This is a genomic window from Streptomyces sp. NPDC096176, from assembly GCF_044763255.1.
In the GTDB taxonomy this organism is placed as follows: Bacteria; Actinomycetota; Actinomycetes; order Streptomycetales; family Streptomycetaceae; genus Streptomyces.
In genome coordinates this window covers 1-26,969 of record NZ_JBIWFV010000018.1, presented here as the reverse complement: position 1 = coordinate 26,969, position 26,969 = coordinate 1, and the positions used below count along the sequence as shown (strand labels likewise).

Here is a 26,969-nt window from a genome sequence, read left to right as displayed (position 1 = left end):
AGACCGACCCTCCGTGCCTTCCGTCAGATGAGAACGTGTTCTACTCTGTTGCGCCCGGTCCTCGGCCTGTCCGTGAGACAAGGAGTGCTGGAGATGAAGGCGTACATCGTCGGCGTCGGCACCACCAAGTTCGAGAAGCCCGAGACCCGCGACTGGCAGTACTGGGACATGGCGCGCGAGGCCGGCGCCGCCGCGCTCGCCGACGCGGGTGTTCCGTACGAGCAGGTGCAGCAGGTGCCCGTCGGCTACTGCTTCCAGGCCTCCACCGCCGGTCAGCGGGCCGCGTACGAGCTCGGTCTCACCGGCGTTCCCGTCTACAACGTCAACAACAACTGCGCGACCGGCGCGACGGCCCTGATGCTGGCCCGGCAGTTCGTCGAGGGCGGCGCGAGCGACTGCGTCCTGGCTCTCGGCTTCGAGAAGATGACGCGCGGAGCGCTCGGCGGCGGGTCGGGGCAGGGAGACTTCGCGACGTCACCCGTCGCCCGCCACTACGGGATCATGGCCGCCCGCCACGGCTTCGAGGCCGCCCCGCCCACCGCGCAGATCTTCGGCAACGCGGCCCGCGAGCACATGGAGCGGTACGGGACGACCGCGGCGCAGCTCGCCGCCGTCGCGGCCAAGAACCACCGGCACTCGGCGAACAACCCGGACGCCCAGTTCCAGGACGTGTACTCGGTCGACGAGATCCTGGCCGCCCGGCCGATCCACCACCCGCTGACCAAGCTCCAGTGCTCACCCACCTCCGACGGCGCCGCTGCCGCCGTCGTCGTCTCGGAACGCTTCGTCGTGCAGCACGGCCTCCACGACCGGGCAGTCGAGATCGTCGCCCAGGCCATGACCACCGACACCGACGAATCCTTCGCCTCCGGCTCGTGCATCGACGCCGTCGGCAGGCCGATGTCCCGCGCCGCGGCCCGAGCGGTCTACGAGAGCTCCGGGCTCGGCATCGAGGACGTGGACGTCGTCGAACTCCACGACTGCTTCTCCGTCAACGAGCTGCTGACCTACGAGGCGCTCGGCATGTGCGAGGACGGCGAGTCCGGGAAGCTCGTCGAGAGCGGCGCCACGACCTACGGCGGCCGGTGGGTGGTCAACCCGTCCGGCGGCCTGATCTCCAAGGGCCACCCGCTCGGCGCGACCGGCCTGGCCCAGGCCGCCGAACTGGTCCGCCAACTCCGCCAAGAGGCGGGCCCCCGCCAGGTCCCGGGCGCCCGGGTCGGCCTCGCGCACAACATCGGCCTGGGCGGCGCGGCGGTGGTGACGCTGCTGCGGCGCTGAGCGCGCCTCTACTCGGTGCCGAACACGCCCCGGTGAGCCCGAGCCGTGCGAAGAGGTCCTCCGCGCCGGGCCGCATCAGGCTCTCGTCGGGTACGACTTCGTCCCACTGTTCGTCTGCCCATGGGCAGCGTGAGCCGGGCCGTGGATGACAACTGTGCTGCGAACAAAGCATTTTGGGACCGGCATGCGGCTCGGCCTGTCGCCCGGTCCTACGTCCCCGGCCCTGGTCCCACACCCTGTGAGCCGTACATCGAATTCAGCATGTACGGGTCGACCCATCGCTGCGACCATGACAGGCATGCCGCAAGCCCCTTCGAACACCCGGAAGCCGCTCGCCCCCGCACACACCACGCCCCCGTCCCGCACCTGGGCCGTGATCCTTGCCGCGTGCGCGGGGCAGTTCCTGGTCGTACTCGACGTGTCCGTCGTCAATGTGGCACTGCCGTCGATGCGCGCCGACCTCGGGCTCTCCGCGACCGGGCTGCAGTGGGTGCTCAACGCGTACTCGATCGCGTTCGCCGGGTTCATGCTCCTCGGCGGAAGGGCGGCGGACCTGTTCGGGCGCAAGCGGATGTTCCTCGTCGGGCTGAGCCTGTTCACCGCCGCGTCCGTCGCCGGCGGGCTGGCGCAGGAAGGCTGGCAGTTGCTCGCCGCCCGGGGCGTGCAGGGGCTCGGCGCGGCGGTGCTCGCGCCCGCGACGCTCACCATCATCACCGCGGCCGTGCCGCCCGGCCCCGCCCGCACCCGCGCGATCGCCACCTGGGCGGCCGTCGGCGCGGCGGGCGGCGCGGCCGGCGGGCTCGTCGGCGGCGTGCTCACCGACCTGCTGTCGTGGCGCTGGGTGCTCCTGATCAACGTCCCGGTCGGTGTTCTGGTGCTGGCCGCCGCGACCCTGTGGCTGACCGAGAGCCGGGTCGGAACGAGCCGCAGGCTCGACCTGCCGGGCGCGGTCCTCGCTACGGGCGGGCTGGCCGCCGTCGCGTACGGCATCGTGCAGACGGAGGAGTCGGGGTGGGGCGCGGGGGAGACGCTGCTGCCGCTGCTCGGCGGGCTCGCGCTGCTCGGCCTCTTCGCGGCGGTCGAAGCCCGGGCGAAGGCTCCACTCATGCCGTTGAAGGTCTTCCGTTCGCGGGCGGTGGCCGCCGCCAACGTGGCGATGCTGGTGACCGGTTCCGCGTCCTTCGCGATGTGGTTCTTCATGACGGTCTACGCCCAGAACGTGCTCGGCTACACACCTCTCGAGGCCGGTCTCGCCCTGATCCCCAGCTCCGTCAGCGTCATCGTCGGCTCCAAGGTCGCGCCGCCGCTGATGGCGAGGGGCGGCGCGCGAGGTGTCGCCGTCCTCGGCGCGCTGATCGCCGCGACCGGCTTCGGCTGGCAGTCCACGATGGGTGCCGACGGCACGTACCTCACGGCGATCGCCGGTCCGGGCATCCTGATGATGGCCGGCGTCGGCCTCGCCGCGACTCCCCTCGCCGCCCTCGCGACGTCGGGAGCGGCCCCGGACGACGCGGGCCTGGTCTCCGGCCTGATCAACACGTCCCGCACCATGGGCGGTGCGCTGGGCCTCGCGATCCTGTCGACGGTCGCCGCCTCCCGCTCCGGCGGCGCCACCGACCCGCAATCCCTGACGGACGGATACGCGCTGGCGTTCCGCACGGGGGCGGGCGTGCTGCTCGCGGCCGCGGTGCTGATGCAGCTCTGGCTGCCGAGGCCCGCGGCAGAACGGGCCCAGGCCTGACGGGCCGCGGGGCACGGGCCCGGCCTTCCTGGAGAGGTCAAGGTATTGCAAAGCGTCAGGCATCAAGGCATCGGGGGACGAGGGGCAAAGATACCCTGTGTCTGATTTTATGCGTTCTTCACGCGGCACTCTCTGATCGAACTCGGCGTCTCGAATCTGCGTCTCGAATCCCTCTGCCCGGCGGCAGTACGTCAACCGCGAACGAACTCGATTGGGGTCACCCGTGCCGGACATGAGTATGACGTTGGCCGTGGGGGGATTAATCGTCGGAGTGGTCGGCGTAGTCCTCACGATCGTCTTTGCGCGCAAGGCGGAGCGCCTCAACAGTATTCGGAAGCGCCTCGACTGGGCGGATCTGCAGGCAGCCGCCTCCGACCTGTCACAGAAGATCAGGGCGGACTTCAACCCCGTAGCAGTCGTGACGCCGGGCCTGTCAGGGGCCACCTTCGCCAATCTGCTGGTGACTGACTTCCCTGGCCAACCCCCGGTGTACGTCGGAATAAGGACCTGGAAAGCAGCGGACCACTCATCCGGTCTCAGTTCCGAGTCCATTCGGATCGAGACCAAGAAGTGGATAGTGGAAATCCCCGCGAGCGTGACAGCTCTCATCGAGAGCCAAGGCGACATACTCATCGTCGACGACTTCGCCATGTCCGGGGACTTTCTCGAGATGCTGCGGTCCGAGATGGTAGCGGCCGGATTCAGTCCGGAGCGCATTCACTCGTGCTCGCTCGCGGTCACCAAGGTCGCCATCAAGAACCACAAGTCACCCGACTACTACTGGTGGATCGCCGACGACGACGAGTTCTACTTCCCCTGGGGGAAAGCTCGGTGATCAAGGCATCGGAGTTCTCCTCGATCTGCAGAGAAGTGGTCACGACGGTCGAGCTCGAGGCTTCCCGGGTTCCGGACTACAGCGCAGATTTCAAGAACCCCTCGCAGGTGCAGACCAAGACGTCCATCGGCGATGTGATCACTCAACTCGACCGCACGATAGAGCACGAACTGATCCAGAAACTGACGGCCATCCTTCCCGGATCTCGCGTGATCGGCGAAGAGTCGGGGCAGCATGGCGAGGGCTCCCTCAATTGGATCGTCGACCCGATCGACGGATCGACGAACGTTCTTCACGGTATGCAGCATGCAGCTGTCTCGGTGGCGCTGTGCGAAGGTTCGGTCCCTCAAGTCGGAGTGGTGCACAATCCGTTCACATGCATGAGCTACTACGCGGTGGCGGGCGAAGGGGCGTTCTCCCACCGCCGACAGGATCCTCTGGGCAAGGAGGCGGACGAACGGGTCGAGGTGTCTCCGAACAGGCGGCTGTCGCACTCCCTGCTGGGGTTCGGACTCCCCTACGACCGAAGCAAGTCGCCAAGGATCTTCCGCGTCGCGGAACGGGCGTTTGCCGAGTGCCAGGACCTGAGGCGACGCGGCAGCGCTGCCCTCGACCTCGTCTCAGTGGCGACCGGAGAGCTGGACGGCTACTTCGAACTGGATCTCCGGGTGTGGGATGTCGCCGCTGCCGGGCTGATCCTGCAGGAATCCGGCGGCTCGATCTCGTCCTGGGACGGAAAGAGTCTCAGGTGGGAATCCCCGGAGAAGAAGCTGGACGTGCTGGCGACGAACGGTGCGATTCACGGCGCCCTGCAAGGGCTCCTGCTCGAGTGTCCCTAGGTAGCACTCTTTCCGAACCGGGGGAATCATGGCGTCGGCGCGCATCAGTATCGTGATACCGAGCTCGTTCCGGACGGAAATGCTTCGAAGGTCCGTCAGATCGGTACTCGACCAGTCCATGCCCGACCTGGAACTCGTTGTGGTGAACAACGGAAGATCCGCCGACGTCGCGGCCTCGATGCTGGGGGACTTCTCGGACCCTCGGCTGCGCATGGTGAGCCTCCGTAGGAACTCGTTCTTCTGCGCTCCCGTGAACTACGGCGTGTCCGTTTCCACGGCCCCCTATGTGGCCACACTGAACGACGACGCGTATCTGGATTCCCACTGGGCCGAGGGAGTCGTCACCACATTTGAGGCCAATCCCGAGACAGGTTCGGTCGCTTCGTTGGTCGTTCAGGCGGGTGACCCGACCCTGATCGATTCCGCCGGCAGTCACGTGGACCTCTGGGGGCGCGCGTCCAACCGCCTGTGGGGCTCGCCACTGGATGCGCTGGCCGGAGGAGTGCGCCCGGTGTTCTCGGTCTCCAGTTGCTGCGCCGCCTATCGGCGCCAGGCTTGGGAAGCGGTCGGCGGGCTGGATGAAGATTTCACCGCCTATCTGGAGGACGTCGACCTGGGGTTCCGGATGCAGCTACTCGGAATGACCTGCCTGCTCGATCCGTCCTGCCGCGCATACCACTACGGATCGAGCACGCCCACCTCTTCGTCCTACAAGGCGTTCCTCATCGAGCGCAACCATGTGTGGAACGTCGTCAAGAACTTTCCCGCTGCCCTTTTGAAACGCCATGCGCTGTCCATCGTGAAAGCCAACGCGCGCCCGGTGGTGCTGCAGAACGGGAGTTCCGTGCGGACCCTTCTGTCGGGCAAGATGGCTGCCGCTGCACTGTGCCGCAGAATGCTGCGAAAGAGGGAGTCCATCCAACGGTCCCGGCGAATCTCCGTAGCAGCTCTGGAATCTCTCCTGATGCCGACGAGCCCACCGGTGTGCAAGCTCTAGGGCACGTATCGAGTCGTGATCAAGGGGCGGTTCTCGTGAGGTCCTTGAGCCAGATCATCGAGGCACGCAGGTGGAGGCCGGCGAGGTAGCTGCCCGGGGTCTTGTCGAACCGAGTGGCGATGCCTCGCCAGGCCTTGACCGATGAACTCCGTTCCATATCAGTCAGTTGCACTCGCGTCACGCAAGAAGATCTACCGATGCGGGCTTTACCGCGAGGGCGATTCCCGCAGATTGATCACGGCCCAATATGCGCCCTGAGATCAGCCGAGACCACGGTGGGCGGCCCGCAACGCCCCGGCACGGCTGGCAGCGTCAGCGACCAAGGCGGCCAGTTCGGGTCTATCGGGGACAGGGAAAGAGACGTAGGCGCCCCGACCACCACCGACTGGTCTGCCATAGGCCTTCACGACGAGGTGACCGTCCGGAAGAAGCCGGACGTTGAGTGTGGTCAGCGTGAACGCTTCACCGCGTCGAGTGTCTGTCCAGCGGAGCGCCTGCGGGATCGTGACATTGATCGCCAGAGCACTTACTTCCAGATCGCTGCTCATGGACGGATGATCTCACGCGAGTCGCCACAGGCGGCCGCCACCGGCTCATTGCTGCAGGCAGTTTGATCACGACTCGATACGCGCCCTGGTCGCCTTCTCAGGGCTGTTGCTGTCCCGTAACTGATCTTTGGCATGAGGATGGTTGGTCAGGATGGGATCCTGGGCCCCACAGCAGAGCCCCCTTGCTAGGGTGCGCCGATGTCATCGATCAAGCAGTTCCAAGTCACCTTCGACTGCGCAGAACCTGAGCGCGTCGCTCGTTTTTGGTGCGAGGTGTTGGGGTACGTCGTACCGCCGCCACCGGAGGGGTTTGCTACGTGGGACGATTTCAAGCGCTCGCAGCCACCCGAGCAGCGGGATTCATGGTTCGCCTGCACAGATCCGTCAGGAGTGGGCCCGCGACTGTACTTCCAGCGGGTTCCCGAGGGCAAGGTCGTCAAGAATCGGCTGCATCTTGACGTGCGGGTCGGCACCGGTCTCGTCGGTGAAGAGCGCCTGGCCACGCTTGAGGCCGAGTGCGCACGACTGGTCGCGCTCGGCGCGGTACGCGTGCAACTCCTGCTTGCCGATGACGACAACGAGTCGTGCATGGCGATGCAGGACGTCGAGGGCAACGAGTTCTGTCTCGACTGAGCATCCTCCAAGACGGCGACGTGGGGAGCCGTCTCCCCTCAACGGTGGTCCCGTAGGGGGCGGGACGGCCGTCGCTGTCACCCAGGGCGGCTCCGGCACCGTGATCCCACCCGCCACCACAAGATCATCTCGGCTCGTGACCAGCGGTTATGGGACAGCCCTTGGTGGGAGCCAGCCCTGCCGGCGGGCCTCGCGGACTGCCTCGACGCGGTTGCGGGTGCCCGTCTTGCCGATCGCCGACGACAGGTGGCTGCCTACGGTCGACTCCGACAGATGCAGTTTCACGGCGATGTCGGCGACCGTCGCCCCGTCCACCGAGGCGCTCAGCGCATCGCGCTCCCTCGCCGTGAGCGGGTTCGGGCCCGCGCCGAGCGCCGCCGCGGCGAGTGCCGGGTCGATGACGGTCTCGCCCGTCAGCACCCGCCGGATCGACTGCGCCAGCTCCTCCACCGGCCCGTCCTTGACGAGGAACCCGGCCGCCCCGGCCTCCATCGCCCGACGCAGGTAGCCCGGCCGGCCGAACGTGGTGAGGATCAGCACCCGGCAGTCGGGGACCTCCCGCGCCAGGTCCGCCGCGGCGTCCACGCCGCTGCGGCCCGGCAGGTCGATGTCCAGCAGGGCCACGTCGGGCCGGGAGACGAGCGCGGCGTCCACGATCTCGTCCCCGCGCCCCACCTGCGCCACCACCTCGATGTCCGGCTCCAGGCCGAGCAGCAGCGCCAGGGCGCCGCGCGTCATGTCCTGGTCCTCCGCGAGCAGGACGCGCACGGACTTCGCGGGTCTGGGGTCGCGGGGCATTTCGTCCATGAGCTCAGGCTACGGCCGTGACCGGCAGCTCGGCGGTCACGCGGAACCCGTCGCCCGGCAACGGGCCCGCCTCCGGCGTCCCGTCCCGTCCCGTCGAGCCGGGCGTCCTCGCCCTGGCGCTGCTCGCGGTACGCAGCCGGGGCCGACGGTAGGCGGCGGCGTCGGCCGGCGCGCAGTTGCGGAGGGCCGCGGTGGACCCGGGGGCAGCCGAACTGACATACCGTCAGTCGTCTTCACAACTTCCGGTGGCCGCGCTATACATAGGGCCATCGGCCTAGAACGCGTTCTAGAACGGGCTCGCCCGGCCGGTCACGTACGACCTCGGTGCGGCCGACGGTGCGGACGGCTGTGCCGAGGTCTCCGCACCGAGGTCTCCACACCGAAATCTCCGCACGGAGGTCCTCCACTCCTCGAGGAGCAGCAGCCCCATGCCCATTGACGTCGCCAGGGCCGTCGCAGCAGAGCCCCGCTCCACCACGATCGCCTGGGACCACAAGGACATCCAGCTCTACCATCTGGGCCTCGGCGCCGGCCGCCCGGCCACCGACCCCGACGAGCTGCGCTACACCCTGGAGTCCAGGCTGCACGTGCTGCCGAGCTTCGCCACCGTCGCCGGGGCGGGCATGGGCGTCGTCGGCGGAATGTCCGCGCCCGGCCTCGACATCGACCTCGCGTCCGTGCTCCACGGCAGCCAGCGTGTCGAACTCCACCGCCCGATCCCCGTCAAGGGCACGGCCACCTCCCGTTCCCGAGTCGCCGCGGTGTACGACAAGGGCAAGGCCGCGGTGATCGTCCTGCGCACCGAGGCGGCCGACGACGACGGGCCGCTGTGGACCTGCGACGCCCAGCTCTTCGTACGCGGCGAAGGCGGCTTCGGCGGAGAACGTGGACCCTCCCAGCGCCTCGAACTCCCCGCCCGCCGACCCGACCGGACCGTCGAGCGTGTGATCCGCGAGGACGCGGCCCTGCTCTACCGGCTCTCCGGCGACTGGAACCCGCTGCACGCCGACCCTGAGTTCGCGAAGCTCGCCGGGTTCGACCGGCCGATCCTGCACGGGTTGTGCACCTACGGGATGACGCTCAAGGCGGTCGTCGACACGCTGCTCGGCGGCGACGTGTCCCGTATCCGCTCGTACGGCACGCGGTTCGCCGGAGTGGTCTTCCCCGGCGAGACGCTGCGCATCCACATGTGGACCGGCGACGACGGCGGCGACGACGGCGGTGAGGGCGGCGGTGACGGCGGCCGTGTCCAGGTGTCGGTCACCTGTGCCGACCGGGACGACGCACCCGTACTGGCCGACGCCGTCGTAGAGCTCGTGGAGAACACGTAACAGTCTGCCCGCCCGCCTGCCGAAGGGATCCGTCATGCGCGCCGCTGTAGTGCACGAGATCGGACAGGACAAGCTCGAAGTCCTCGACGACGTCGAGGCCGTGGGATTCGGCCCCGGCAAGGTGAAGATCCGGGTCCGCGCGACGGGCCTGTGCCACTCGGACGTCTCCGCGATGAACGGCGTACTGCCGCAGCCCGCGCCGTTCATCCCCGGTCACGAAGGGGCGGGCGAGATCCTCGAGGTCGGTGACGGGGTGCAGGGCCTCGCGGCCGGTGACCGGGTGCTGATGTGCTGGCTGCCCGCCTGCCGGATCTGCCCGGCCTGCAAACGAGGCCAGACCCAGCTGTGCCTGGCCGGCTTCATGAACGCGGGCACCCCCAACTTCCGCAGGCCCGGTGGGGACGTCTTCGGCTTCGCCGGCACCGGAACCTTCACCGAGGAAGTCGTCGTCGACGCGGGCTGCGCGGTGCCGATACCCGACGACGTGCCCTTCGACATCGCCGCGCTCATCGGCTGCGGCGTCACCACCGGACTCGGCGCGGCGATCAACACCGCGCAGGTGGAAGCCGGTTCGTCCGTCGCCGTCATCGGCTGCGGCGGCGTCGGCATCTCCGCGATCCAGGGCGCGAAACTCCGGGGCGCGGCACAGATCGTCGCCGTCGACCCCGTGGAGTCGAGGCGCGAAGCGGCACTGCGGTTCGGCGCCACCGAGGCGGTCGCGCCCGACGGACTCGCCGACGCCAAGCAGCGCATCACCGCCGGTGAGGGCTTCGACTACGTCTTCGAGGTCGTGGGCAAGTCCGCGACCGCGCGCACCGCCTACGAGACGACCCGGCGCGGTGGGACGCTGTGCATCGTCGGCGCCGGCGCGATGGACGACAACCTGCAGCTCAACATGTTCGAGTTGTTCTTCGACGAGAAGCGGATCCTGCCGTCGATGTACGGCGGCGGCGATGTGCTGCGCTCCTACGAGCGGGCCATCGCCCTGTGGCGGGCGGGCAGGATCGACCTGGCGGGCCTGATCACCCACCGCGTACCCCTCGCGGGGATCAACGACGCGCTGGACCAGATGCGCAGCGGTGAGGCGCTGCGCACATGCATCGAGCTCTGACCGTTTCCGAAGCCGTCCTGGACCTTCCTGAACCGGTTGCTGAGACCTTTCTGACCGGTCTGTGAACCCCGTCTTCGGCGGATCTCCGAGAGGACTGCGCATGCCACATCCCCCTGAGGGCCCGCTCGCGGGCCTGAGCGCGATCGTCACGGGCGCGGGCCGCGGCCTCGGCCGGGCGGAGGCCCTGGAACTGGCCCGGCTCGGCGCGGCGGTTGTCGTCAACGACTACGGGCAGCCCGGCCCTGGGGGCACCTCCCATGCCGAAGGCCATGGGGGAGGCTCCGGCGAAGCATCCGACGCACCCGCGGAGGAGGTCGCCGCGGAGATCCGGGCGGCGGGTGGCCGGGCCGTCGCCCATCTGGGCGACGTCGGGGACTTCGAGTCGGCCCGCGCCCTGGTGGACACCGCTGTGCGCGAGCACGGCAAGCTCGACATCCTCGTCAACAACGCCGGCATCCTGCGGGACCGGATGGTCTTCTCCATGAGCGAGGCCGAGTGGGACGCGGTGATCCGGGTCCACCTCAAGGGCCACTTCAACACCACGCGTTTCGCGGCCGCGCACTGGCGCGAACGTTCCAAGGAGGCGGGCGCGCCGGTCTACGGCCGTATCGTCAACACCTCCTCCGAGGCGTTCCTCGCCGGCTCGGCCGGTCAGCCGAACTACGCGGCGGCCAAAGGCGGCATCGTCGGCCTGACCACGTCGACGGCGCTGGCACTCGCGAAGTACGGCGTCACGACGAACGTCATCTGCCCCCGCGCCAGGACACGCATGACGGAGGACGTCTTCGCGGGCTTCGCGGAACCGGAACCGGGCCACCTCGACGCGCTGTCACCGGAGCACGTGGCACCGCTCGTGGGCTACTTGTCGTCGCCGTCGGCCTCGGCCGTCAACGGTCAGTTGCTGGTGGTGCACGGCGGCATGGTGGCGGTGGTCGAACGGCCCCGGGTGGCCGCGAAGTTCGACGCGTCGAAGGAGGCGTTCAGCTTCGAGGAGCTGGAGGGGGTGCTGGGCGCGTACTACGAGGGGCGCCCGGCGGGGGAGACGTTCGGCGCGGGGGAGGTGCTGGGACTGAAGCGGGGGTGAGGCCCCCCACGCCGCCCAGGCGGAGCCCCGAAACACCGCGCGGAGCGCGGTACGGCGTCCGGGGCTTGCCCCGCCGCGCGGCGGAGCCGCGCATCGGTACAGCGGGAAGGGGCGGGGTGGGGAACTGCCCCGTGCAGCGGCTCCCTTCAGCCCCCGTCCGCCGACGACGGCCTCCGGTGCCGCCCCTGCGCCGGCGCGGTCGAGTCGTCCCGCGCCGCCGCACCCCCTCGGTGTTTGCCGCCACCGGCACCGTCGCCCCGCCCCCCGCCCGCAGGCTGCGGGCGCTCGTGGGTCGCGGCGGTTCGGGCTTCAGACATGTGGGAAGTCACCCCGTTGTAATCGCTGCGTACGTGTGTCGCAGGGCGCCCGGCCACACCTGCGGAACCGTGACGCGGTAGCCCCGGCCCGTGAGTCTAACCACGGGTGCTGCGGTCGCTGAGCGGCGCCTGCTGCAAGGGAACCGGCCTGCGAACAAGAGGACTCCGGAAGCCCTCGCATGGTTCCCCACCTGCGGCTTCCGGTTGTGCCGGTTCTGTGGCCGTCCCGTGAGCGAAGGTTTCTGCGGACTCCGTCGCGAACACTTCGGAGGCCGCCGCACGAGCCACACCACATGGCATCGACCGTGTGACGTAAGGGAGTTGCAGCACACCGTCCCGGCTCCACATACCTGCTCCGGCCAACCACCCCTCGGGCGGCGCAAGTTGATGGAGGCGACGGCCCGAGGGCCGCCAGACACCCACCCAGCTGCCCGCCGCCCCGTCGATCCGCAGAGCCACCGCGCACGTCTCCGGCATCAGCACCTGTGCCGGCTGCACGGCGAACGGCGTCACCAGTGCGTCCGGCAGGCGCAGGCTCTCCGGGAAGCGCACCGGCCGCAGGCTGCCCAGCACGCCCCAGCCGAGCCGGTCGTCGCCGGGGCCCGGCGCGTTCGAACGGATCATCAGCAGGCCGCTGTCGGCGTCCGCAAGGAGCAGCCGGTCGTCGCTGTCCTCCGTGATCTGCAACAGCGGAGTCACCTCGCCGCCCCGCGCCAGGTCGACCGCGACCGTCTTGACCGGGCCGCCGTCCGGCTGCCGGCGGTCGAGTGCGAGCAGCCGCCCCGCACGGTCAAGCCAGGCGCCGCCCGAGCAGCGCCCCGGTACGTCGGCGAGGTGCTCGGGCCCGAACGCCCCGCCCGCCACCAGCCAGATGCCGGTCGAACGCTCACCCGGGGCCAGGGCGTAGGCGCGCACCCCGTCCGGCGAGGGCGGCAGCAGCCGCAACTCCTCGGCGGTGACCGCCCCGAGAGGCAGCTCACCGGTGGCCGGCCCGGTCGGGTAGAGCAGGGAGAACGTGTGGCGCTCCGCGACCCGCCGGCGGATCAGTACTCGCCCGTCGCTCAGCGGCAGTACCTCCGCCTCGCGCTCCTCGGGCTGGTCCAGCGGCAGCGGGACCGCGTAGGGCTCGGGTCCGTCGAGAGTCCAGCGTTCCGGGTACACCGCGTCGCCCGTACCGGCGAGACGGGCGCCGTACGTCCCGTCGGCGGCGATCGTGAACGCGGGGTCCGTCGCGGCACCCGCGGGCCCGGCGGCGGTGTCCGCCCCGGAACCCGCGACCCACGCCGACTCCCCGGCTTCCGGGACCTCCGCGCCGTCCGCGTCCCCGGGGACCTCCGTGCTCCCCGCGCCTTCCGTACCTTCCGTGGTCGCCACCGCCCCGTTCTCCGCGGCTGTTTCGATGGCACAGGCTGTCATCGATGCCTCACCTCCGGCTACCGAAGCTAGGTATCGCACTTCCTGCCGAACAGCACGAGACACGTCTCTTCACACATAAGGGTGGCCATGTCCTGGTTTGCATGAGAACGGGAGGGCGGTTGTGCTCGGGGTGGCGACCGCGCTTAGGGTAAGGCTCCCCTAAGTTCGGATCAGGAGCACGCCATGTCCCTTCGCCGTCGCGGTCCCGCCGCCGCACTCGCCCTTGCCGCCGCCCTCTCCCTCGCCGCCTGCGGCACGGGGGGCGATGCCGGCAAGGACGCGGACGCGCCGGCCGGCGACAGCGGCAAGAAGGTCGCTCAGGGCGGCAAGGAGTTCGGCGACGCGGCGGAGAAGACCGCGGCGATGGGCACGGACGCGCGCCCCGGCCAGTTCCCGCGCACCATCACCCACGCCCTCGGCAAGACCGAGATCGAGAAGGCGCCCGAGCGGATCGTCGTCCTCGACGTCGGCGAACTGGACAACGTTGCCTCCCTCGGCGTCGAGCCGGTCGGCTACGCCCCCACCGAAGGCGACGACGGCATCCCCGGCTACCTGAAGAAGGAAGCCGGCAACCCCAAGAGCGTCGGCACCATCAACAGCCTCAACCTCGAGGCCATCGCCGCCCTCAAGCCCGACCTGATCCTCGGCAGCCAGTTGCGCGCGAGCGACAAGTACAAGGAGCTGTCCCGGATAGCCCCCACGGTCTTCTCCATCCGCCCCGGCTTCACCTGGAAGGAGAACTACCTCCTCAACGCCGCGGCCCTCGACCGGACCGAGGAGGCGAAGAAGAAGCTCGACGCGTACGAGAAGAAGGCGAAGCAGCTCGGTACCGACCTCGGGGAGAAGAAGCCGACCGTCACCATGCTCCGCTACATGCCGGACCGGATCCGCCTCTACGCGCAGGCATCCTTCATCGGCACGATCCTGCGCGACGCGGGCGTCCCGCGGCCGAAGAACCAGCAGATCGAGGACCTCGCCGTCGAGATCAGCCCCGAGAAGATGGACCAGGCCGACGCCGACTGGATCTTCACCGGCGTCTACGGCGACCCGTCGAAGACCAAGCGGGACACCGCCGAGTCCAACCCGCTGTGGAAGAACCTGAAGGCCGTCAAGGCCGGGCAGGCCGAGGACGTCCCCGACGAGACCTGGTATCTGGGCCTCGGCGTCACCGCTGCCGACGAGGTTCTCGACGATCTGCGCGGCCACCTCGTCAAGTAGGCGGCGGCCACCTCGTCCCAGGTGCAGGCCACCTCGTCAAGCAGGTGCAGGCTTCGGAGACGGGCGGGGCAGGTAGCCTTTGCTGCGTGCCCCGTCTGTCTGAAGTCATCGCCGCGCTCGACGCCCTCTGGCCCCCCGAGCGGGCCGAACAGTGGGACGCCGTCGGCACCGTCTGCGGAGACCCCGACGCCGAGATCACCCGCGTGCTGTTCGCCGTCGACCCCGTACAGGACATCGTCACAGAAGCGGTGAAGCTCGGCGCGGACCTGGTGGTCACCCACCACCCGCTCTATCTGCGCGGGACGACCACCGTCGCCGCCGGCCACTTCAAGGGCCGCGTCGTGCACACCCTGATCAAGAACGACATCGCCCTGCACGTCGCGCACACCAACGCCGACACCGCCGACCCCGGCGTCTCCGACGCCCTCGCCGGGGCGCTCGACCTCCGCGTCGTACGGCCCCTGGTGCCCGACCCCTCCGACGCGAGCGGGCGACGGGGCCTCGGCCGGATCTGCGAGCTCGACCACCCCGAGACACTGCGCGAATTCGCCGCCCGCGCCGCGAAGCGCCTGCCCGCCACCGCTCAGGGCGTCCGCGTCGCCGGCGACCTCGATGCGCCGGTGCGCACGGTCGCGGTCAGCGGCGGCTCCGGCGACAGCCTGTTCGAGCAGGTACGGGCCGCAGGCGTGGACGCGTTCCTCACCGCCGACCTGCGCCACCACCCGGCGTCGGAGGCCACCCAGCACTCACCCCTCGGGCTGATCGACGCCGCGCACTGGGCCACCGAATGGCCCTGGTGCGAACAGGCCGCGGCACAGCTCGACGCCATCTCCGACCGGAACGGCTGGGACCTGCGGGTCCATGTGTCGAAGACGGTCACCGACCCCTGGTCCTCTCACCACGATTCCTCTGGAGCCCCCAACTGAACGCCGCGCCCGCCGACCAGATCCGACTCCTCGACGTCCAAGCCCTCGACATGCGCCTGTCGCAGCTGGCGCACAAGCGCAAGTCGCTGCCCGAGCACGCCGAGATCGAATCGCTGACCAAGGACCTCACGCAGCTGCGGGACCTGCTCGTGGCCGCGCAGACCGAGGAGAGCGACACCGCCCGCGAGCAGACCAAGGCGGAGCAGGACGTCGACCAGGTACGCCAGCGCGCCACCCGCGACCAGCAGCGCCTCGACTCCGGAGCCATCACCTCGCCCAAGGACCTGGAGAACCTCCAGCGCGAGATCGTCTCCCTCGCCAAGCGCCAGGGCGACCTGGAGGACATCGTCCTCGAGGTCATGGAGCGCCGTGAGTCCGCGCAGGAGCGCGTCGCCGAACTGATCGAGCGGGTCTCGTCCGTGCAGAACAAGGTCGACGCGGCGACCACGCGCAGGGACACCGCTCAGGCGGAGCTCGACGCGGAGACCGCGTCCGTCACCAAGGAGCGCGAGGTCGTGTCAGGATCCGTCCCCGCGGACCTGATGAAGCTGTACGAGAAGCTCCGCGTCCAGCAGGGCGGGGTCGGCGCGGCCCGGCTTTTCCAGCGGCGCTGCGAGGGCTGCCGGCTGGAGCTGAACATCACGGAGCTGAACGAGGTCCGCGCGGCCGCGCCCGACACGGTGCTGCGCTGCGAGAACTGCCGCCGCATCCTCGTCCGTACGTCCGAATCGGGGCTGTAGTGCCTGCACCGCGGGAGTTCGTCGTCGAAGCAGACGGCGGCTCCCGGGGCAATCCCGGCCCCGCCGGGTACGGTGCGGTCGTCCTCGACCCGGTCACCGGCGAGACGCTCGCGGAGGCCGCCGAGTACATCGGTGTGGCGACCAACAACGTCGCCGAGTACAAGGGCCTGGTCGCCGGTCTGCGAGCGGCCCACGCCCTCGACCCCGAGGCGCTCGTCCGCGTACGGATGGACTCCAAGCTCGTCGTCGAGCAGATGTCCGGTCGCTGGAAGATCAAACACCCGGACATGAAGCCGCTGGCCGCCGAGGCCGCGCGCGTCTTCCCGCGTTCGCAGGTCACCTACGAGTGGATCCCGCGCGAGCGCAACAAGCACGCGGACCGGCTCGCCAACGAGGCGATGGACGCGGGCAAGAAGGGCAAGCAGTGGGAGCCGTCGCGCTCCATGGCGGCGCTCGACGCGCGCGATGCCGGGGCGGCCCGCGTGGTGGGCGACGCGGCGGCGGGCGCGGCGAAGGCACGGGCGGCGCTGGGACGGCCGAGTGCGGGCGCGAGCGCGACGGCCGCGGCGGGGTCCGTCGGCACGCTGGAAGCGACCGAGCGGCCTGTGGTCGCCGCTGAGCCGACCGCCGGGGCCGCTGAGCCGGTTGCCGGGGCCGCTGGGGTCGGCTGGGCCGCGCCGGACCTGGGTGTGCCCGCGACCTTCGTCCTGCTCCGGCACGGCGAGACGGTCCTGACCCCCGAGAAGCGCTTCTCCGGCAGCGGCGGCAGCGACCCGGTGCTGTCGGCCGTCGGCCGCCGCCAGGCCGAAGCGGTCGCCGCGTCGCTCGCGGCGCGCGGCACGATCCAGCACATCGTCAGCTCGCCGCTGCGCCGCTGCCGTGAGACGGCGGACATGGTCGCGGCGAAGCTCGGCCTCGACGTCACCCTCGAAGAGGGCCTGCGTGAGACCGACTTCGGCGCGTGGGAGGGCCTGACGTTCGCGGAGGTGCGGGAACGGTACCCAGACGACCTGGACGCGTGGCTGGCCTCCCCGAGGGCGGTCCCCACGGGCGGCGGCGAGAGCTTCGCGACGGTGGCGCGGAGGGTCGCGGCGACCCGCGACAAGCTCCTGTCCCGCCACCAGGGCCGCACGGTCCTCCTGGTCACCCACGTGACCCCGGTCAAGACCCTGGTCCGCCTGGCGCTGGGGGCCCCGCCGGAGTCCCTGTTCCGCATGGAACTGTCGGCGGCGTCGCTGTCGGCGGTGGCGTATTACGCGGACGGGAACGCGTCGCTGCGGCTGATGAACGACACGTCGCACTTGCGGTGAGGGCTGGGGCGGAGTGGTGGCCCTGCGGCGCGGTTCCCCTCCCCGCCCCTTCCCGCTGTACCGATGTGCGGCTCCGGCGCGTGGCGGGCAGGCCCCGGGCCCCGTACCGCGCTTCCCGCGGTGTCCTCAGTCGCCGGACGCGCTGAATTTCGCTGCGCGAGATCAGCCCCGCCGGGGCGAGTGGCCGGCCATGGACACGGACCGGCCGTCGACCTCCCAGAGCTGGACTTCGACTGAGCGCGGGGAAAGCTCAGAGCCTCATCGGGCGGTCCCGAGCTGCGCCGCCTCCCGCGCCAGGGACTCGACGCGTGTCCAGTCCCCGGCCGCGAAGGCGTCGGCGGGCAGCATCCATGTGCCGCCGACGCAGCCGACGTTCGGCAGATCCAGGTACGACGGAGCCGACGCGCGCGTGATGCCGCCCGTCGGGCAGAAACGTGCCTGGGGGAGGGGACCCGCGAGGGACTTCAGGTACGGCGTGCCGCCCGCCGCCTCGGCGGGGAAGAACTTCATTTGGTCCACGCCGCGCTCCAGCAGCGCCACGACCTCCGACGTCGTCGAGACGCCCGGCAGGAACGGCACCCCCGACGACTGCATCGCGTCCAGCAGCGCGTCCGTCCACCCGGGGCTGACCAGGAACCGTGCTCCGGCCGCCACCGACGCCGCCACGCCCTCAGCCGAGATGACCGTGCCCGCGCCGACGGCCGCGTCCGGTACCTCCGACGCGATCGCCCGGATCGCATCGAGCGCGGCCGGTGTCCGCAGCGGCACCTCGATCGCGGGCAGGCCACCCGCGACGAGGGCGCGCGCGAGCGGCACGGCGTCGGCGGCGTCGTCGATGACGACGACGGGAATGACGGGGGCGAGGTCGAGCACGGAGGTCATGCGCCCATCCTGCCCGGGGCGTGCACCATCCGCAACGAGCGTTGCATTCTGTGCAACGCGCAGCGTCAGTGGATCTCCGACACCACGACGTCCAGCCCCCACGCCTTGCCGCCCTTCACCGGGGCCTGCGCCTCGACCACGTGACCGAGGTCCCGCAGCGCCTCGACCAGCGCCTCCGGCGTCTTCGGCGCGGCCCCCGCCTCCAGCAGGCTCCGTACGATCCGGCCCTTCGTCGCCTTGTTGAAGTGACTGACCACGGACCGCTTCTCGACTCCGTCGACGATCTGCGAATGCAGCACCCGCACCGTCGCGGTGCGCCCCGCCACCTCGCCCTTGGGCTTCCACGCCGCCGCGTACGCGGACGAACGCAGGTCCAGTACCAGCCCGTTCCCGGCGGCCTCCGGAAGGACCGACTCCATCGGGCCGCGCCAGTACGCCCCCAGCGCGCCGAGTCCCGGCAGCTTCACGCCCATCGAGCAGCGGTACGACGGGATACGGTCACCGATCCGCACCGCGCCCCACAGGCCGGAGAACACCAGCAGCGACTGCCGGGCCCGCCGGCGCGCCGCCGCGTCCAGCGTGGCCAGGCCCAGCGCGTCGTACAGGACGCCCGTGTAGATCTCGCCCGCCGGACGTGTGCCCGCCGTCCGCAGCTCCACGTTCTTCGCGATCTCGCCGCGCAGCCCCTCGCTCAGGCCGAGGACCTCCTGGGCCTTTGCCTCGTCGGCGACGCACAGCTCGACCAGTTCGTCCAGCACCCCCGCCCGCGCTTCCGCCAGCCCCGGCAGCGACAGCGACTCGGGCTTCAGGGGGGTCCCGCGGCCGGAATCGGCCTTGCCCTCCGACGGCGGCAGCAGCACGAGCACGACAGGTCTCCTTCACGGCGTACGGGGGAGGGGGTGCGGCCCCCGCGCCAGCCTACAAAGCGGCCGGCCCCTCAAAATGCCACGACCCCCGCCCGGCCCTACGCTCGGTCCATGCCCCGCCGCCTGATGAACGTGACCGGCGCAGCCGAGGCCCCGCTGCGCGCCGCCCTGCGCGAGCTGCGCACGACCCTCGACGTCCCAGGGGAGTTCCCGGCCGCGGTCCTCGCGGAGGCCGAGGCCGCCGCCGAGGCACCGCAGCTGCCCGCGGAGGACGCCACGGACATCCCGTTCTTCACCATCGACCCGCCCACCTCCGTCGACCTCGACCAGGCGATGCACCTGGCCCGACGGCGCGGCGGCGGCTTCCGCGTCCACTACGCGATCGCCGACGTGGCCGCCTTCGTGGCGCCCGGGAGTGCGCTGGACGCCGAAGCCCACCGCCGCGTACAGACCGTGTACTTCCCCGACGAGAAGGTCCCGCTCCATCCGCCCCACCTCTCCGAGGGCGCCGCCAGCCTGCTGCCCGACCAGACCGCGCCCGCGCTGCTGTGGCGGATCGACCTCGACGCCGAGGGGCGCACGGTCGCGGCCCACGTGCGCCGGGCGCTGGTACGGAGCCGGGCCAGGCTCGACTACGACGGCGCCCAGAGGCGGATCGACTCCGGCAGCGCGGAGGAGCCGCTCGCCCTCCTCAAGGACATCGGGACCCTGCGCGAGGCGCTCGAGGTCGAACGTGGCGGGATCTCCCTGGCCGTGCCCGAGCAGGAGATCGCGCAACGGGACGGTGCGTACGTCCTCGAATACCGGGCCCCGCTCCCCGCCGACCGCTGGAACGCCCAGATCTCCCTCCTCACCGGCATGGCCGCCGCCGATCTGATGGGCGCCCACGGCACCGGAATCCTGCGCACCCTGCCGACCGCCCCCGACGGCGCCGTGGCACGGCTGCGCCGCTCGGCAACGGCGCTGCACGTCCAGTGGCCGCACCACGTCTCGTACGCCGAGCTCGTCCGCTCCCTCGACCCGCACGAGCCGCGCCACGCCGCCTTCCTCCAGGAGTGCACGACCCTGCTGCGCGGCGCCGGGTACACGGCGTTCACCGGCGGGGAGCTGCCGGTGCCGGCTGTGCACGCGGCCGTCGCCGCCAAGTACACGCACTGCACCGCGCCGCTGAGGCGGCTCGTCGACCGTTACGCGGGCGAGCTCTGCGTCGCCGCCGTGGCGGGACAGGAACCGCCGGAGTGGGTGACCGCCGCCTTGGACGCGCTCCCCAAGGAGATGGCCGAAGGGTCCCGGCGGGCCAATACCGTCGAGCGCGAGTGCGTCGACATCGTCGAGGCGATCGTGCTGCGCGAGCGCGTCGGCGAGCTGTTCGACGCCGTCGTCGTGGACGTGAAGGAGAACGATCCGGCGGTCGGCACCGTCCACCTCGAGGACCCGGCGGTCGTGGCGCGGGTCGAGGGCGACGGCGCGGCGCTGCCCCTGGGGGAGCGGCTGCGGGTACGGCTCGCGGAGGCGGACCCGTTGCGGGCGAAGGTACGGTTCACGCCGGCGTGACCCGCGCCTTCGCCGGGGGCTCCCCGCCGACCGCCTCCCGCAGGGCCTTCGCGAACGCCCTGGCGTCGTCGGCGTGGACGCGGACCGTTCGGACGGGCCGCTCCCGCCCCAGCAGACCCGTGTGCGTCACCGGCTCGGACAGTTCCAGCGTCACCGACGTCTGCCCGGCGATCTTCAGGTCGAGGACCTCGTCCTGCTTCTCGTGCGTGAAGAGCAACTCGTACCGTACGGACGCGATCCGCTCCAGCGGTATCCGCAGGTCGACATGGCCTGCCTGGCGCAGCCGCAGCGTATCCGCGGACAGGACGTGCGGGCGGGTGACGGAAGCGGCCTGGAGGCCCAGCATGAACAGGACGGTGTAGACGTCGACGACGAGCAGCACGGCGTGCACGGCCGGCCAGTTCCGGAACAGCACGGCCATGACGACCGTCTCGACGGCGCAGACGAAGGTGAAGCCGTACATCAGCGCGGCCTGGTCCCGGGCGTGCCCGAAAGCGCGGTCGTCCGGCCCGACGCCGTCGCGGCGCCGCGCGACCCGCAGGACCAGGCTGTACATCAGCCGCAGTTCGTGGCCGATGAGCCGCAGCACGGGCAGCGGTACGAGCTCGGCCAGCGCCTCCCGCCCGGTCAACCCGCCCCTGCGCAGCCGCAGATATGCGAACACCTCCGCGGCGAGCAGCAGCACGACGGCCACCTCGGCGAGGGCGAGGACGACGGCCGGGATGCGCACACCGCCCACCAGACACATGGCGAGCAGCAGCTCTGCGGGCAGCACCGCGTAGGCCACGCCCCGCAGGGCCCTCAGCAGCCGGTTCACCGGGCACGCTCCATGACCAGCCGCAGGGCACGCTCCACGACGGCGGCCTGCGCGGGCGAGAAGTCCGCGAGGAACGCGGCCAGGAACCCCTCCTGGGGCGGGCCGTCCGTGCCGAGCTGCGCCACCACCTCGTCGGGCAGCACGTCGGCGAGGCCCTGGGCCGTCCGCTCCACCCTCGGGTCGGCCGGGTCGGCGTCCGCGAGCGCGTCGAGTTCCTCGTACAGCGCGTACACGCGCTCCATGGCACCCGGCGCCTCGGTCATCCGGCGCATCGCCCCCATCAGCCGCTCCTGCTCCGTAGGGGGCGCCATCGTGTCCAGCAGCGCCAGCAGCTCACGGTCCTTGGCCGCGATCGCCGGCTCCGGCCCGGGCAGCGCCGCGGACGCGCGCGCCATGTCCCCGAACAGCTCCGCCAGCATCGGCGACACTGGTCCCTCGGGGGGCAGTCGCCCCTCCCGTGCCTGCTCGAGCAGCGGGGCCAGCCGCGCCCGCCGCTCATGGATCAGCGCCTCCTGCCGCCCGAGGTCGGCGTCCAGCTCCTCCAGCACCTCGACAAGATCCCGCCCTGCGTCCTCGGCGAGCACGTCGCGCACCTCGTCGAGCCCGAGCCCCAGCTCGGTGAGCCGCCGGATCCGTGCGAGCAGCACGGCGTCGCGGACGGTGTACTCCCGGTACCCGTTGCCCCGGCGCACCGGTTCGGGCAGCAGCCCCAGGTGGTGGTAGTGCCTGACGGCCCGCGTGGTCACCCCGACGAGCGCGGCGATCTCTCCGATTCGCATGACACCAGTAGAAACGTTGACGCTGCGACCAGGTCAAGCTCGCCGGAACGGCAGGTAGCATGGTCGACACGGCAGACGAGCCGGGCGGGCGGCCGCGTGAGGATCGGCAACGATCTTCCCGAGGAACGTCCGGGCTCCACAGGGCAGGGTGGTGGGTAACGCCCACCCGGGGTGACCCGCGGGACAGTGCCACAGAAAACAGACCGCCGGGGACCTCGGTCCTCGGTAAGGGTGAAACGGTGGTGTAAGAGACCACCAGCGCCTGAGGTGACTCAGGCGGCTAGGTAAACCCCACCTGGAGCAAGGTCAAGAGGGGCCACCTCTCGCAAGAGGGTGACCCTGCGCGGACGCATGAGGGCTGCCCGCCCGAGTCCGCGGGTAGACCGCACGAGGCCGGCGGCAACGCCGGTCCTAGATGGATGGCCGTCGCCCCGACGACCGCGAGGTCCCGGGCGCACAGAACCCGGCGTACAGCCCGACTCGTCTGCCGCTACCTGCGACTTTGCCTCGGAAAGGGCCTCTGACCTGCGTCGGAGGCCCTTTCCGATCTTTCGGGGGCTTGCCGCGTTAGGCGGCCGAAAGTCCCTCGCAAGTCCCTCAGGCAGCGCTGAAAGTCCCTGAAAAGTCCCAGGAGAACAGGGGCAGGCGACGCCTCCGGGCTGGTTCGGATCGAGTGCAACATCCGGCCGGACCATGCCCGGGTCGTGCACTGCCCGCGGCTTGCGCCACCGCCAATGCTGCCGATGTCGCGCCGTCCAGTCCGGACTTGCGGACCGTCTCGACCAGCAGCCCCTCCCCGGCCCGCCCGTTCTTGCCTGATGCGGACTCTCAGCCACAAGCTGCAAGCTTGTGGCTGTAATAGCTCTCGGCGGCATCGGCAAACTTTGTGACAAAGTAGGCGTTGATCCCCGCCCCGGCAAGGGCGCCCAGTAACGGGATGAATCCCGTTACTGCTTTTGAACCCAGCAGCGCGGAGAATTTCACCGCGGCCTTCTGTGCGATCTTATTAATGAACGGCTTGCTGAGTTTGAGGGCAGCCTTTGCGCTCTTCTTGCCGACGATCTTCCCACCCACCATGGAAATCCCGCTGTTTGCTCCCATCGCAAGAGCCTTGGCCATCACCGCTGTCCCATACGTCGGGTAGGCGGCGCTGAATGCGATGAACCCTGCCGACGCCCCGGCCCCCGCTGACGCCACACTCAGCGCATCCGGCTCCAGAGCATCTGCCCAAAGCGCGAGAATGACCGCAAGATCGTCCTCCCCGTCGACTGTGGCACCCATCTTGAAGCCAATTCCCCAGGCACAGACGGACATCTTGTGCAGCAGAAACGCCACATCACCGACGAGTGCCGCCGCATGCGCACCCGGCACCGCCATTGCTGCAGCTCCCGCCGCAGCCACCTGTCCAGTCTGCGAGTTCCGCCAACTGCGCACCGAGGTGTACCTGGCAGCCCCCCTTTGGGCCACGGATGTATCCCATCCGAGCCGATTGAACGCCGAGACGAAAATCTCCGCGGAAATACTCTCCCCCACAGCAGCCCCCAGTGCAGCCTTAAATAATCCTACGATTCCCCCGCTGTTTCAACGTCACGACCAGCATCAGCAGCCACGCGACCGGTGCTCCGCGTCTCCCCTTGCAATGCCGACGCAGTGCTTCATACGGTACCCCGGCCCGCATCCGACAAACGGTAACCACCTCGGCCTTCGAGAGCACACGGTCCCCCCGGGGGCGCGGAATGCTTTCGTGCGCCGGGTGGCCTCCCCTGTGCGCCGCATCCACCCGTGCTCTGGCTGTACCAAGCCGGTCCTGCCCAGCGGCGAAGGGGCTGCTGCACGGTCTGGTGACATCTCTGTCACCTATCCGTGCAGCAGTCCCTCACGTGCGGGATATCAACGAGCTTGTAGACGTGGTGTTTTCGGGGCTGCGTCCGCTGGTCATCGAGGGCGTGGCCGACGAGGGTGAGCGGATTGTGGTGCGGGCGCGGACGCCCGCCGGGAAGGTTGTTTGCCCTGCCTGCGGGGCGCCGTCCCGTCGCGTGCACGGCTATCACCGAGCGGACCGTCGCCGACGCACCGGTGGACGGCCGCGGGGTGGTCCGCGTGCCGGTGCGGCGCCTGGTGTGCCCCACCCCCGGCTGTCGTCCCGGTCGACGTGGAGCGGCGCAGAGATGCTACGCCGCAAGCCAGGAGTCACCCTGAGTTGTCGAAGCGATGGGAGGGATCACCTCATGCGGCCATGGCGGCGATCCGCTCGCTTGTCTCCTTGACCCTCGGCTCAGATTGGTGCGGGTCGAACCCTTGCGGACTTCCTGGAGCCGCTCGATACCCCGCTGCGTATGGATTCCTGTATCGATCAGGCCAAGAGCGCGGTCGGTGGCGTCGAGAGCACCATCAAGGTCGCCAGCCTGCTGGTACGCAAGGGCGAGGGTGCCGCAGCGTACCGCTTGGTCACGTGGTGCAGCGTGGGTAACCGAGCGCTCAAGGGCATCGGTTGCCCTGTCCGCCTGACTAGTGAGCAACAGGAACCGGCCTTCAGTGGAACGAAGTTGTGCCTCTCCGAACCAGCGCAAGTAGGCCGGGGCATCATCGTTCGCTCGCTCGAGTGCGGCGAAGGCGCGGCTCAGGGCCTGCGCGGCGCTTCTCTTCTCGCCCGCCTTGACGAAGACAGTGGTCTGGTGTGCGGCCAGCGATGCCTGCATGATGCGCGGTACCTGACTGCGGACGCTCTCCGCCGCTTGCATGAGGCCGACAGCGGCACGTTGCTCTTCGTTTGTCGCCGCCTGGGTGGCCATGAAGCAAAGCGTGTGCGCACCGAGGGTGTCATCAGCAGCAGTCTTGGCTGCGCGTAGAGCAGCGGTGTAGTACTTCTGCGCCGCGCTGTTGAAGCTGGCGTCGTAGCTCATCCAGCCGAGAAGGCAGCACACTTCAGCCGCAAGGGAGTAGAGGCGCCGACCGGTCCGCTGGGTGTACCGCCCGTTGTCGAGCATGCGGGTAATCAGGCGCAGGTCGGCGCGGGCGGAGTCGATGAAGTCGCCGCCGCCGGCCTCTTGCTCCATCGCGCGCAATGCTTCCACGCGCTCGCTCATGCGATCGACGGTGGCGGGAGTGAGCCTTTTCCAACCTCAGGCTGCCGCGTGATGTAGGACGAGGACGGCTTGGACGATCGCGGTGATGCGGTTGGTGCTGCAGCGGAGCTTCCGCAGGAGGCGCCAGCCCTTCAGAGTGGCCATGGCCCGCTCGCCGAGACAGCGGATCTTGGCGTGGGTGCTGTTGTGCCGGCGCTTCCACCGCTTGAGGCGGCGGCCCCGGAAGGGCACGCGGACGTGGCGGCCTGCACCTTGGTATGCCTTGTCCGCCCAGCATTTCAGCCCAGCGGCAGCGAGGGCGTCGATGATTCCGTGGCTGCGGGCGGCGGTCAGATGCCCCGCGCCGCGGTGGACGCCGTGGTGATCCCTATCGGTGCGGAGCTGCTGTCCGATTGCCGAGCCGTCGCCCGCGAATTGCGGCTGGCGGGCATCCGGACGTCTACGCCGCTCGAGTCTCGCAAACTGAGCAAGGAGCTGGTGCGGGCCGACCAAGCCGGGGCCCAGGTTGCCGTCGTCATTGCTCCAAGCGAGTGGGAGCGGGGGCTTGTGGCGGTTCGCAATCTGGCCACCCGCGAGCAGATCGAGGTGCCGAGCAGCGAGGTTGTGGCGCAGGTGGACAAGTTCCTCGGGCGCTGAACCGCGGACCTGGACGCGCGGGCGACTGCTGGGCTGACGCCCCGCGGTCGCCCGCGGTCGTCTCTCGCCGTTGATCGATTTCGGATGGGTCTTCAGGTTGCAGAGAGGGCCTTCATGCGCGCGTGGGCGCGACGTCTATCCGACGCCCATCGAATCCAAGGCTGACGATCTGAAAGTCCTATTTCGCTCCAGGCCTGGTCAAGGACCTGGACAATGCGGCAGCGCCGAAAGCCGTGCCCAGCGGGCACCTCCCAGAGATCCAGTAATTGACTTATTACCATCGCGGCATGGCAGCTCCGATCTATCCCCCCAAGCCCAAGACTGGCGACGCCGTCGCGGTCGTATCACCTTCGCGCGGCCTGCCCGGCGAGGTCCCGCTGCCCTACGAACTTGGACTGCGAAGGCTGCGGGACGGCTTCGGGCTCAAGCCCGTTGAATATCCCACCACCCGCACTATGGGAGCGAGCGCGCAGGCTCGGGCCGCGGACATCAACGCGGCGTTTGCCGACCCACAGATCAAGGCGGTCATCGCCAGCGTCGGCGGCTCCGACCAGATCACTGTGCTGCGCCATCTCGACCGCGATCTAATCCGGGCCAACCCGAAGCCGTTCTTTGGCTACAGCGACAACACCAATCTGGTGGTCTTCCTGTGCAGCCTGGGCATCGTCAGCTTTCACGGCGGCATGGTGATGACTCAGTACGGCCGACCCGGCGTGATGCACCCTATGACAGAAGAATCCTTGCGGGCAGCGCTCTTCAGCTCCGGCGAATTCGAACTCCAGCCGGCAGCAACGTTCGGTGAGGTCATCGGCTCCTGGCAGGATCCGAAAACCTTCGACGTCGAACCACAGATGGAGCCCGCTAGTGGCTGGACCTGGCACAACGCGCATCGCGCAGTCGAAGGAACCGGTTGGGGAGGTGACCTGGAGATTGTGTCTTGGCTGTTGATGGCGGACCTGGCGGTGCGACAGGTCGATATGTACTCCGGCGGCGTGCTGTTCCTGGAAACTGGAGATTCGATGCCGAGCGCCGAGGAAGTATATGTGATCATGCGCAGCATGGGGGAGCGGGGTCTGCTCGAAAAGTTTTCAGCTTTGCTGATGGGGCGTCCGAAGACATGGAGCCCTTTCCAACCTGACTGCAGTGCGGGGGCGTTGGTGGGCTTGGGTTGTACGGAACGACGAAGCTCCTGGTAGACGGGTTCTCGACCAAGAT

Annotated in this window: 27 protein-coding genes, 1 other RNA gene and 2 pseudogenes; 19 read left to right on the top strand and 11 right to left on the bottom strand. The window is 69.8% G+C overall.

Translation table 11 applies throughout. The features are described 5' to 3' along the window. Positions 1-93: 93 nt before the first annotated feature. From ACIQ7Q_RS32415 to ACIQ7Q_RS32395, 5 genes are all read left to right on the top strand, one after another. On the top strand, positions 94-1,281 hold the full coding sequence (locus tag ACIQ7Q_RS32415; protein WP_403870159.1) for a thiolase C-terminal domain-containing protein: 1,188 nt from the start codon (positions 94-96) through the stop codon (positions 1,279-1,281). A gap of 298 nt (positions 1,282-1,579) precedes the next feature. Then, positions 1,580-3,022, top strand: coding sequence for an MFS transporter (locus tag ACIQ7Q_RS32410; RefSeq protein WP_403870156.1), 1,443 nt, complete (start codon positions 1,580-1,582; stop codon positions 3,020-3,022). Between the two features lie 232 nt (positions 3,023-3,254). Beyond that, positions 3,255-3,857, top strand: a complete 603-nt coding sequence (locus ACIQ7Q_RS32405) for a phosphoribosyltransferase family protein (protein WP_403870153.1) — start codon at positions 3,255-3,257, stop codon at positions 3,855-3,857. Further along, positions 3,854-4,696, top strand: a complete 843-nt coding sequence (locus ACIQ7Q_RS32400; RefSeq protein WP_403870151.1) for an inositol monophosphatase family protein — start codon at positions 3,854-3,856, stop codon at positions 4,694-4,696. Before ACIQ7Q_RS32405 ends, ACIQ7Q_RS32400 begins: the two co-directional genes overlap by 4 nt. A 28-nt stretch (positions 4,697-4,724) precedes the next feature. Continuing rightward, positions 4,725-5,693, top strand: coding sequence for a glycosyltransferase family 2 protein (locus ACIQ7Q_RS32395; RefSeq protein WP_403870149.1), 969 nt, complete (start codon positions 4,725-4,727; stop codon positions 5,691-5,693). A 19-nt stretch (positions 5,694-5,712) separates the two neighbouring features. On the opposite strand, the gene ACIQ7Q_RS32390 is transcribed toward ACIQ7Q_RS32395, so the two are convergent. Together ACIQ7Q_RS32390 and ACIQ7Q_RS32385 are read right to left on the bottom strand one after the other, a co-directional pair. Further along, positions 5,713-5,865 (bottom strand): hypothetical protein, encoded by a 153-nt coding sequence (locus tag ACIQ7Q_RS32390; RefSeq protein WP_403870348.1) that lies wholly within the window; start codon positions 5,863-5,865, stop codon positions 5,713-5,715. An 88-nt stretch (positions 5,866-5,953) separates the two neighbouring features. Then, positions 5,954-6,241, bottom strand: coding sequence for a hypothetical protein (locus ACIQ7Q_RS32385; RefSeq protein ID WP_403870147.1), 288 nt, complete (start codon positions 6,239-6,241; stop codon positions 5,954-5,956). Between the two features lie 198 nt (positions 6,242-6,439). Between ACIQ7Q_RS32385 and ACIQ7Q_RS32380 the strand changes: the two genes are divergently transcribed. Beyond that, positions 6,440-6,874 (top strand): VOC family protein, encoded by a 435-nt coding sequence (locus ACIQ7Q_RS32380; protein ID WP_403870144.1) that lies wholly within the window; start codon positions 6,440-6,442, stop codon positions 6,872-6,874. A gap of 147 nt (positions 6,875-7,021) precedes the next feature. Here ACIQ7Q_RS32380 and ACIQ7Q_RS32375 read toward each other — a convergent pair whose 3' ends face one another. Further along, positions 7,022-7,681: a response regulator gene (locus tag ACIQ7Q_RS32375; RefSeq protein ID WP_403870141.1), complete on the bottom strand. Its 660-nt coding sequence runs from the start codon at positions 7,679-7,681 to the stop codon at positions 7,022-7,024. A gap of 17 nt (positions 7,682-7,698) precedes the next feature. Between ACIQ7Q_RS32375 and ACIQ7Q_RS32370 the strand changes: the two genes are divergently transcribed. The 4 genes from ACIQ7Q_RS32370 to ACIQ7Q_RS32355 all read left to right on the top strand — a co-directional run bounded on the left by ACIQ7Q_RS32370 (position 7,699) and on the right by ACIQ7Q_RS32355 (position 11,207). Beyond that, positions 7,699-7,833, top strand: coding sequence for a hypothetical protein (locus ACIQ7Q_RS32370; RefSeq protein WP_403870138.1), 135 nt, complete (start codon positions 7,699-7,701; stop codon positions 7,831-7,833). A 276-nt stretch (positions 7,834-8,109) separates the two neighbouring features. Beyond that, positions 8,110-9,012, top strand: coding sequence for a MaoC/PaaZ C-terminal domain-containing protein (locus ACIQ7Q_RS32365; RefSeq protein WP_403870135.1), 903 nt, complete (start codon positions 8,110-8,112; stop codon positions 9,010-9,012). Positions 9,013-9,046: 34 nt separating this feature from the next. Further along, the gene (locus ACIQ7Q_RS32360; RefSeq protein ID WP_403870133.1) at positions 9,047-10,123 is read left to right on the top strand and encodes a Zn-dependent alcohol dehydrogenase; all 1,077 of its coding nucleotides are present in this window, start codon (positions 9,047-9,049) and stop codon (positions 10,121-10,123) included. Between the two features lie 100 nt (positions 10,124-10,223). Beyond that, positions 10,224-11,207 (top strand): 3-oxoacyl-ACP reductase, encoded by a 984-nt coding sequence (locus ACIQ7Q_RS32355; RefSeq protein ID WP_403870130.1) that lies wholly within the window; start codon positions 10,224-10,226, stop codon positions 11,205-11,207. Positions 11,208-11,620: 413 nt separating this feature from the next. Here the strand turns inward: ACIQ7Q_RS32355 and ACIQ7Q_RS32350 are convergent, their stop codons facing one another. Continuing rightward, positions 11,621-12,940: a hypothetical protein gene (locus ACIQ7Q_RS32350; RefSeq protein ID WP_403870127.1), complete on the bottom strand. Its 1,320-nt coding sequence runs from the start codon at positions 12,938-12,940 to the stop codon at positions 11,621-11,623. A 183-nt stretch (positions 12,941-13,123) separates the two neighbouring features. On the opposite strand from ACIQ7Q_RS32350, the gene ACIQ7Q_RS32345 reads away from it, so the two are divergent. From ACIQ7Q_RS32345 to ACIQ7Q_RS32330, 4 genes are all read left to right on the top strand, one after another. Beyond that, positions 13,124-14,158, top strand: coding sequence for an ABC transporter substrate-binding protein (locus tag ACIQ7Q_RS32345; RefSeq protein ID WP_403870124.1), 1,035 nt, complete (start codon positions 13,124-13,126; stop codon positions 14,156-14,158). Positions 14,159-14,244: 86 nt separating this feature from the next. Next, the gene (locus tag ACIQ7Q_RS32340; protein WP_403870121.1) at positions 14,245-15,084 is read left to right on the top strand and encodes a Nif3-like dinuclear metal center hexameric protein; all 840 of its coding nucleotides are present in this window, start codon (positions 14,245-14,247) and stop codon (positions 15,082-15,084) included. Then, a complete protein-coding gene (locus ACIQ7Q_RS32335; RefSeq protein ID WP_403870337.1) occupies positions 15,081-15,824 on the top strand; it encodes a zinc ribbon domain-containing protein in 744 nt (247 codons plus the stop codon). The genes ACIQ7Q_RS32340 and ACIQ7Q_RS32335 overlap by 4 nt, the downstream gene beginning before the upstream one ends. Beyond that, positions 15,824-17,134: a bifunctional RNase H/acid phosphatase gene (locus ACIQ7Q_RS32330; protein ID WP_403870118.1), complete on the top strand. Its 1,311-nt coding sequence runs from the start codon at positions 15,824-15,826 to the stop codon at positions 17,132-17,134. The genes ACIQ7Q_RS32335 and ACIQ7Q_RS32330 overlap by 1 nt, the downstream gene beginning before the upstream one ends. Positions 17,135-17,392: 258 nt before the next feature. Here the strand turns inward: ACIQ7Q_RS32330 and eda are convergent, their stop codons facing one another. Then, a complete protein-coding gene (gene eda / locus ACIQ7Q_RS32325; RefSeq protein ID WP_403870114.1) occupies positions 17,393-18,016 on the bottom strand; it encodes a bifunctional 4-hydroxy-2-oxoglutarate aldolase/2-dehydro-3-deoxy-phosphogluconate aldolase in 624 nt (207 codons plus the stop codon). 65 nt (positions 18,017-18,081) lie between these two features. Beyond that, on the bottom strand, positions 18,082-18,882 hold the full coding sequence (gene yaaA / locus ACIQ7Q_RS32320) for a peroxide stress protein YaaA (protein WP_403870112.1): 801 nt from the start codon (positions 18,880-18,882) through the stop codon (positions 18,082-18,084). A gap of 111 nt (positions 18,883-18,993) precedes the next feature. On the opposite strand from yaaA, the gene ACIQ7Q_RS32315 reads away from it, so the two are divergent. Then, entirely contained in the window at positions 18,994-20,436 is a 1,443-nt protein-coding gene (locus ACIQ7Q_RS32315; RefSeq protein WP_403870109.1) for an RNB domain-containing ribonuclease, read from the top strand. Here the strand turns inward: ACIQ7Q_RS32315 and ACIQ7Q_RS32310 are convergent. After that, on the bottom strand, positions 20,423-21,253 hold the full coding sequence (locus ACIQ7Q_RS32310; RefSeq protein WP_403870108.1) for a hypothetical protein: 831 nt from the start codon (positions 21,251-21,253) through the stop codon (positions 20,423-20,425). The two genes, ACIQ7Q_RS32315 and ACIQ7Q_RS32310, sit on opposite strands and share 14 nt — an antisense overlap. Further along, positions 21,250-22,032, bottom strand: coding sequence for a MerR family transcriptional regulator (locus ACIQ7Q_RS32305; RefSeq protein ID WP_403870105.1), 783 nt, complete (start codon positions 22,030-22,032; stop codon positions 21,250-21,252). Before ACIQ7Q_RS32305 ends, ACIQ7Q_RS32310 begins: the two co-directional genes overlap by 4 nt. 76 nt (positions 22,033-22,108) lie before the next feature. Between ACIQ7Q_RS32305 and rnpB the strand changes: the two genes are divergently transcribed. Beyond that, positions 22,109-22,519, top strand: an RNA gene (rnpB, locus tag ACIQ7Q_RS32300) — RNase P RNA component class A. Between the two features lie 341 nt (positions 22,520-22,860). Here the strand turns inward: rnpB and ACIQ7Q_RS32295 are convergent. Then, positions 22,861-23,433 carry a hypothetical protein gene (locus ACIQ7Q_RS32295; RefSeq protein ID WP_403870102.1) on the bottom strand — a complete coding sequence of 191 codons (573 nt, stop codon included), beginning with the start codon at positions 23,431-23,433 and terminating at the stop codon, positions 22,861-22,863. Between the two features lie 479 nt (positions 23,434-23,912). Here ACIQ7Q_RS32295 and ACIQ7Q_RS32290 point away from each other — a divergent pair. Beyond that, positions 23,913-24,174: pseudogene (locus ACIQ7Q_RS32290) on the top strand (transposase family protein); the annotation flags it as partial. A gap of 29 nt (positions 24,175-24,203) precedes the next feature. On the opposite strand, the gene ACIQ7Q_RS32285 reads toward ACIQ7Q_RS32290, so the two are convergent. Both ACIQ7Q_RS32285 and ACIQ7Q_RS32280 read right to left on the bottom strand, forming a co-directional pair. Continuing rightward, on the bottom strand, positions 24,204-25,118 hold the full coding sequence (locus ACIQ7Q_RS32285; RefSeq protein ID WP_403870099.1) for a transcriptional regulator: 915 nt from the start codon (positions 25,116-25,118) through the stop codon (positions 24,204-24,206). Between the two features lie 36 nt (positions 25,119-25,154). Further along, positions 25,155-25,463, bottom strand: a pseudogene (locus tag ACIQ7Q_RS32280) (transposase family protein); the annotation flags it as partial. Between ACIQ7Q_RS32280 and ACIQ7Q_RS32275 the strand changes: the two are divergent. Together ACIQ7Q_RS32275 and ACIQ7Q_RS32270 are read left to right on the top strand one after the other, a co-directional pair. After that, complete coding sequence (locus ACIQ7Q_RS32275) at positions 25,452-25,754, top strand: His/Gly/Thr/Pro-type tRNA ligase C-terminal domain-containing protein (protein ID WP_403870334.1); 303 nt, start codon at positions 25,452-25,454, stop codon at positions 25,752-25,754. The pseudogene ACIQ7Q_RS32280 and the gene ACIQ7Q_RS32275 overlap by 12 nt on opposite strands. Before the next feature lie 287 nt (positions 25,755-26,041). Next, positions 26,042-26,950, top strand: coding sequence for an LD-carboxypeptidase (locus ACIQ7Q_RS32270; protein WP_403870096.1), 909 nt, complete (start codon positions 26,042-26,044; stop codon positions 26,948-26,950). The last annotated feature ends 19 nt before the right edge of the window (positions 26,951-26,969 follow it).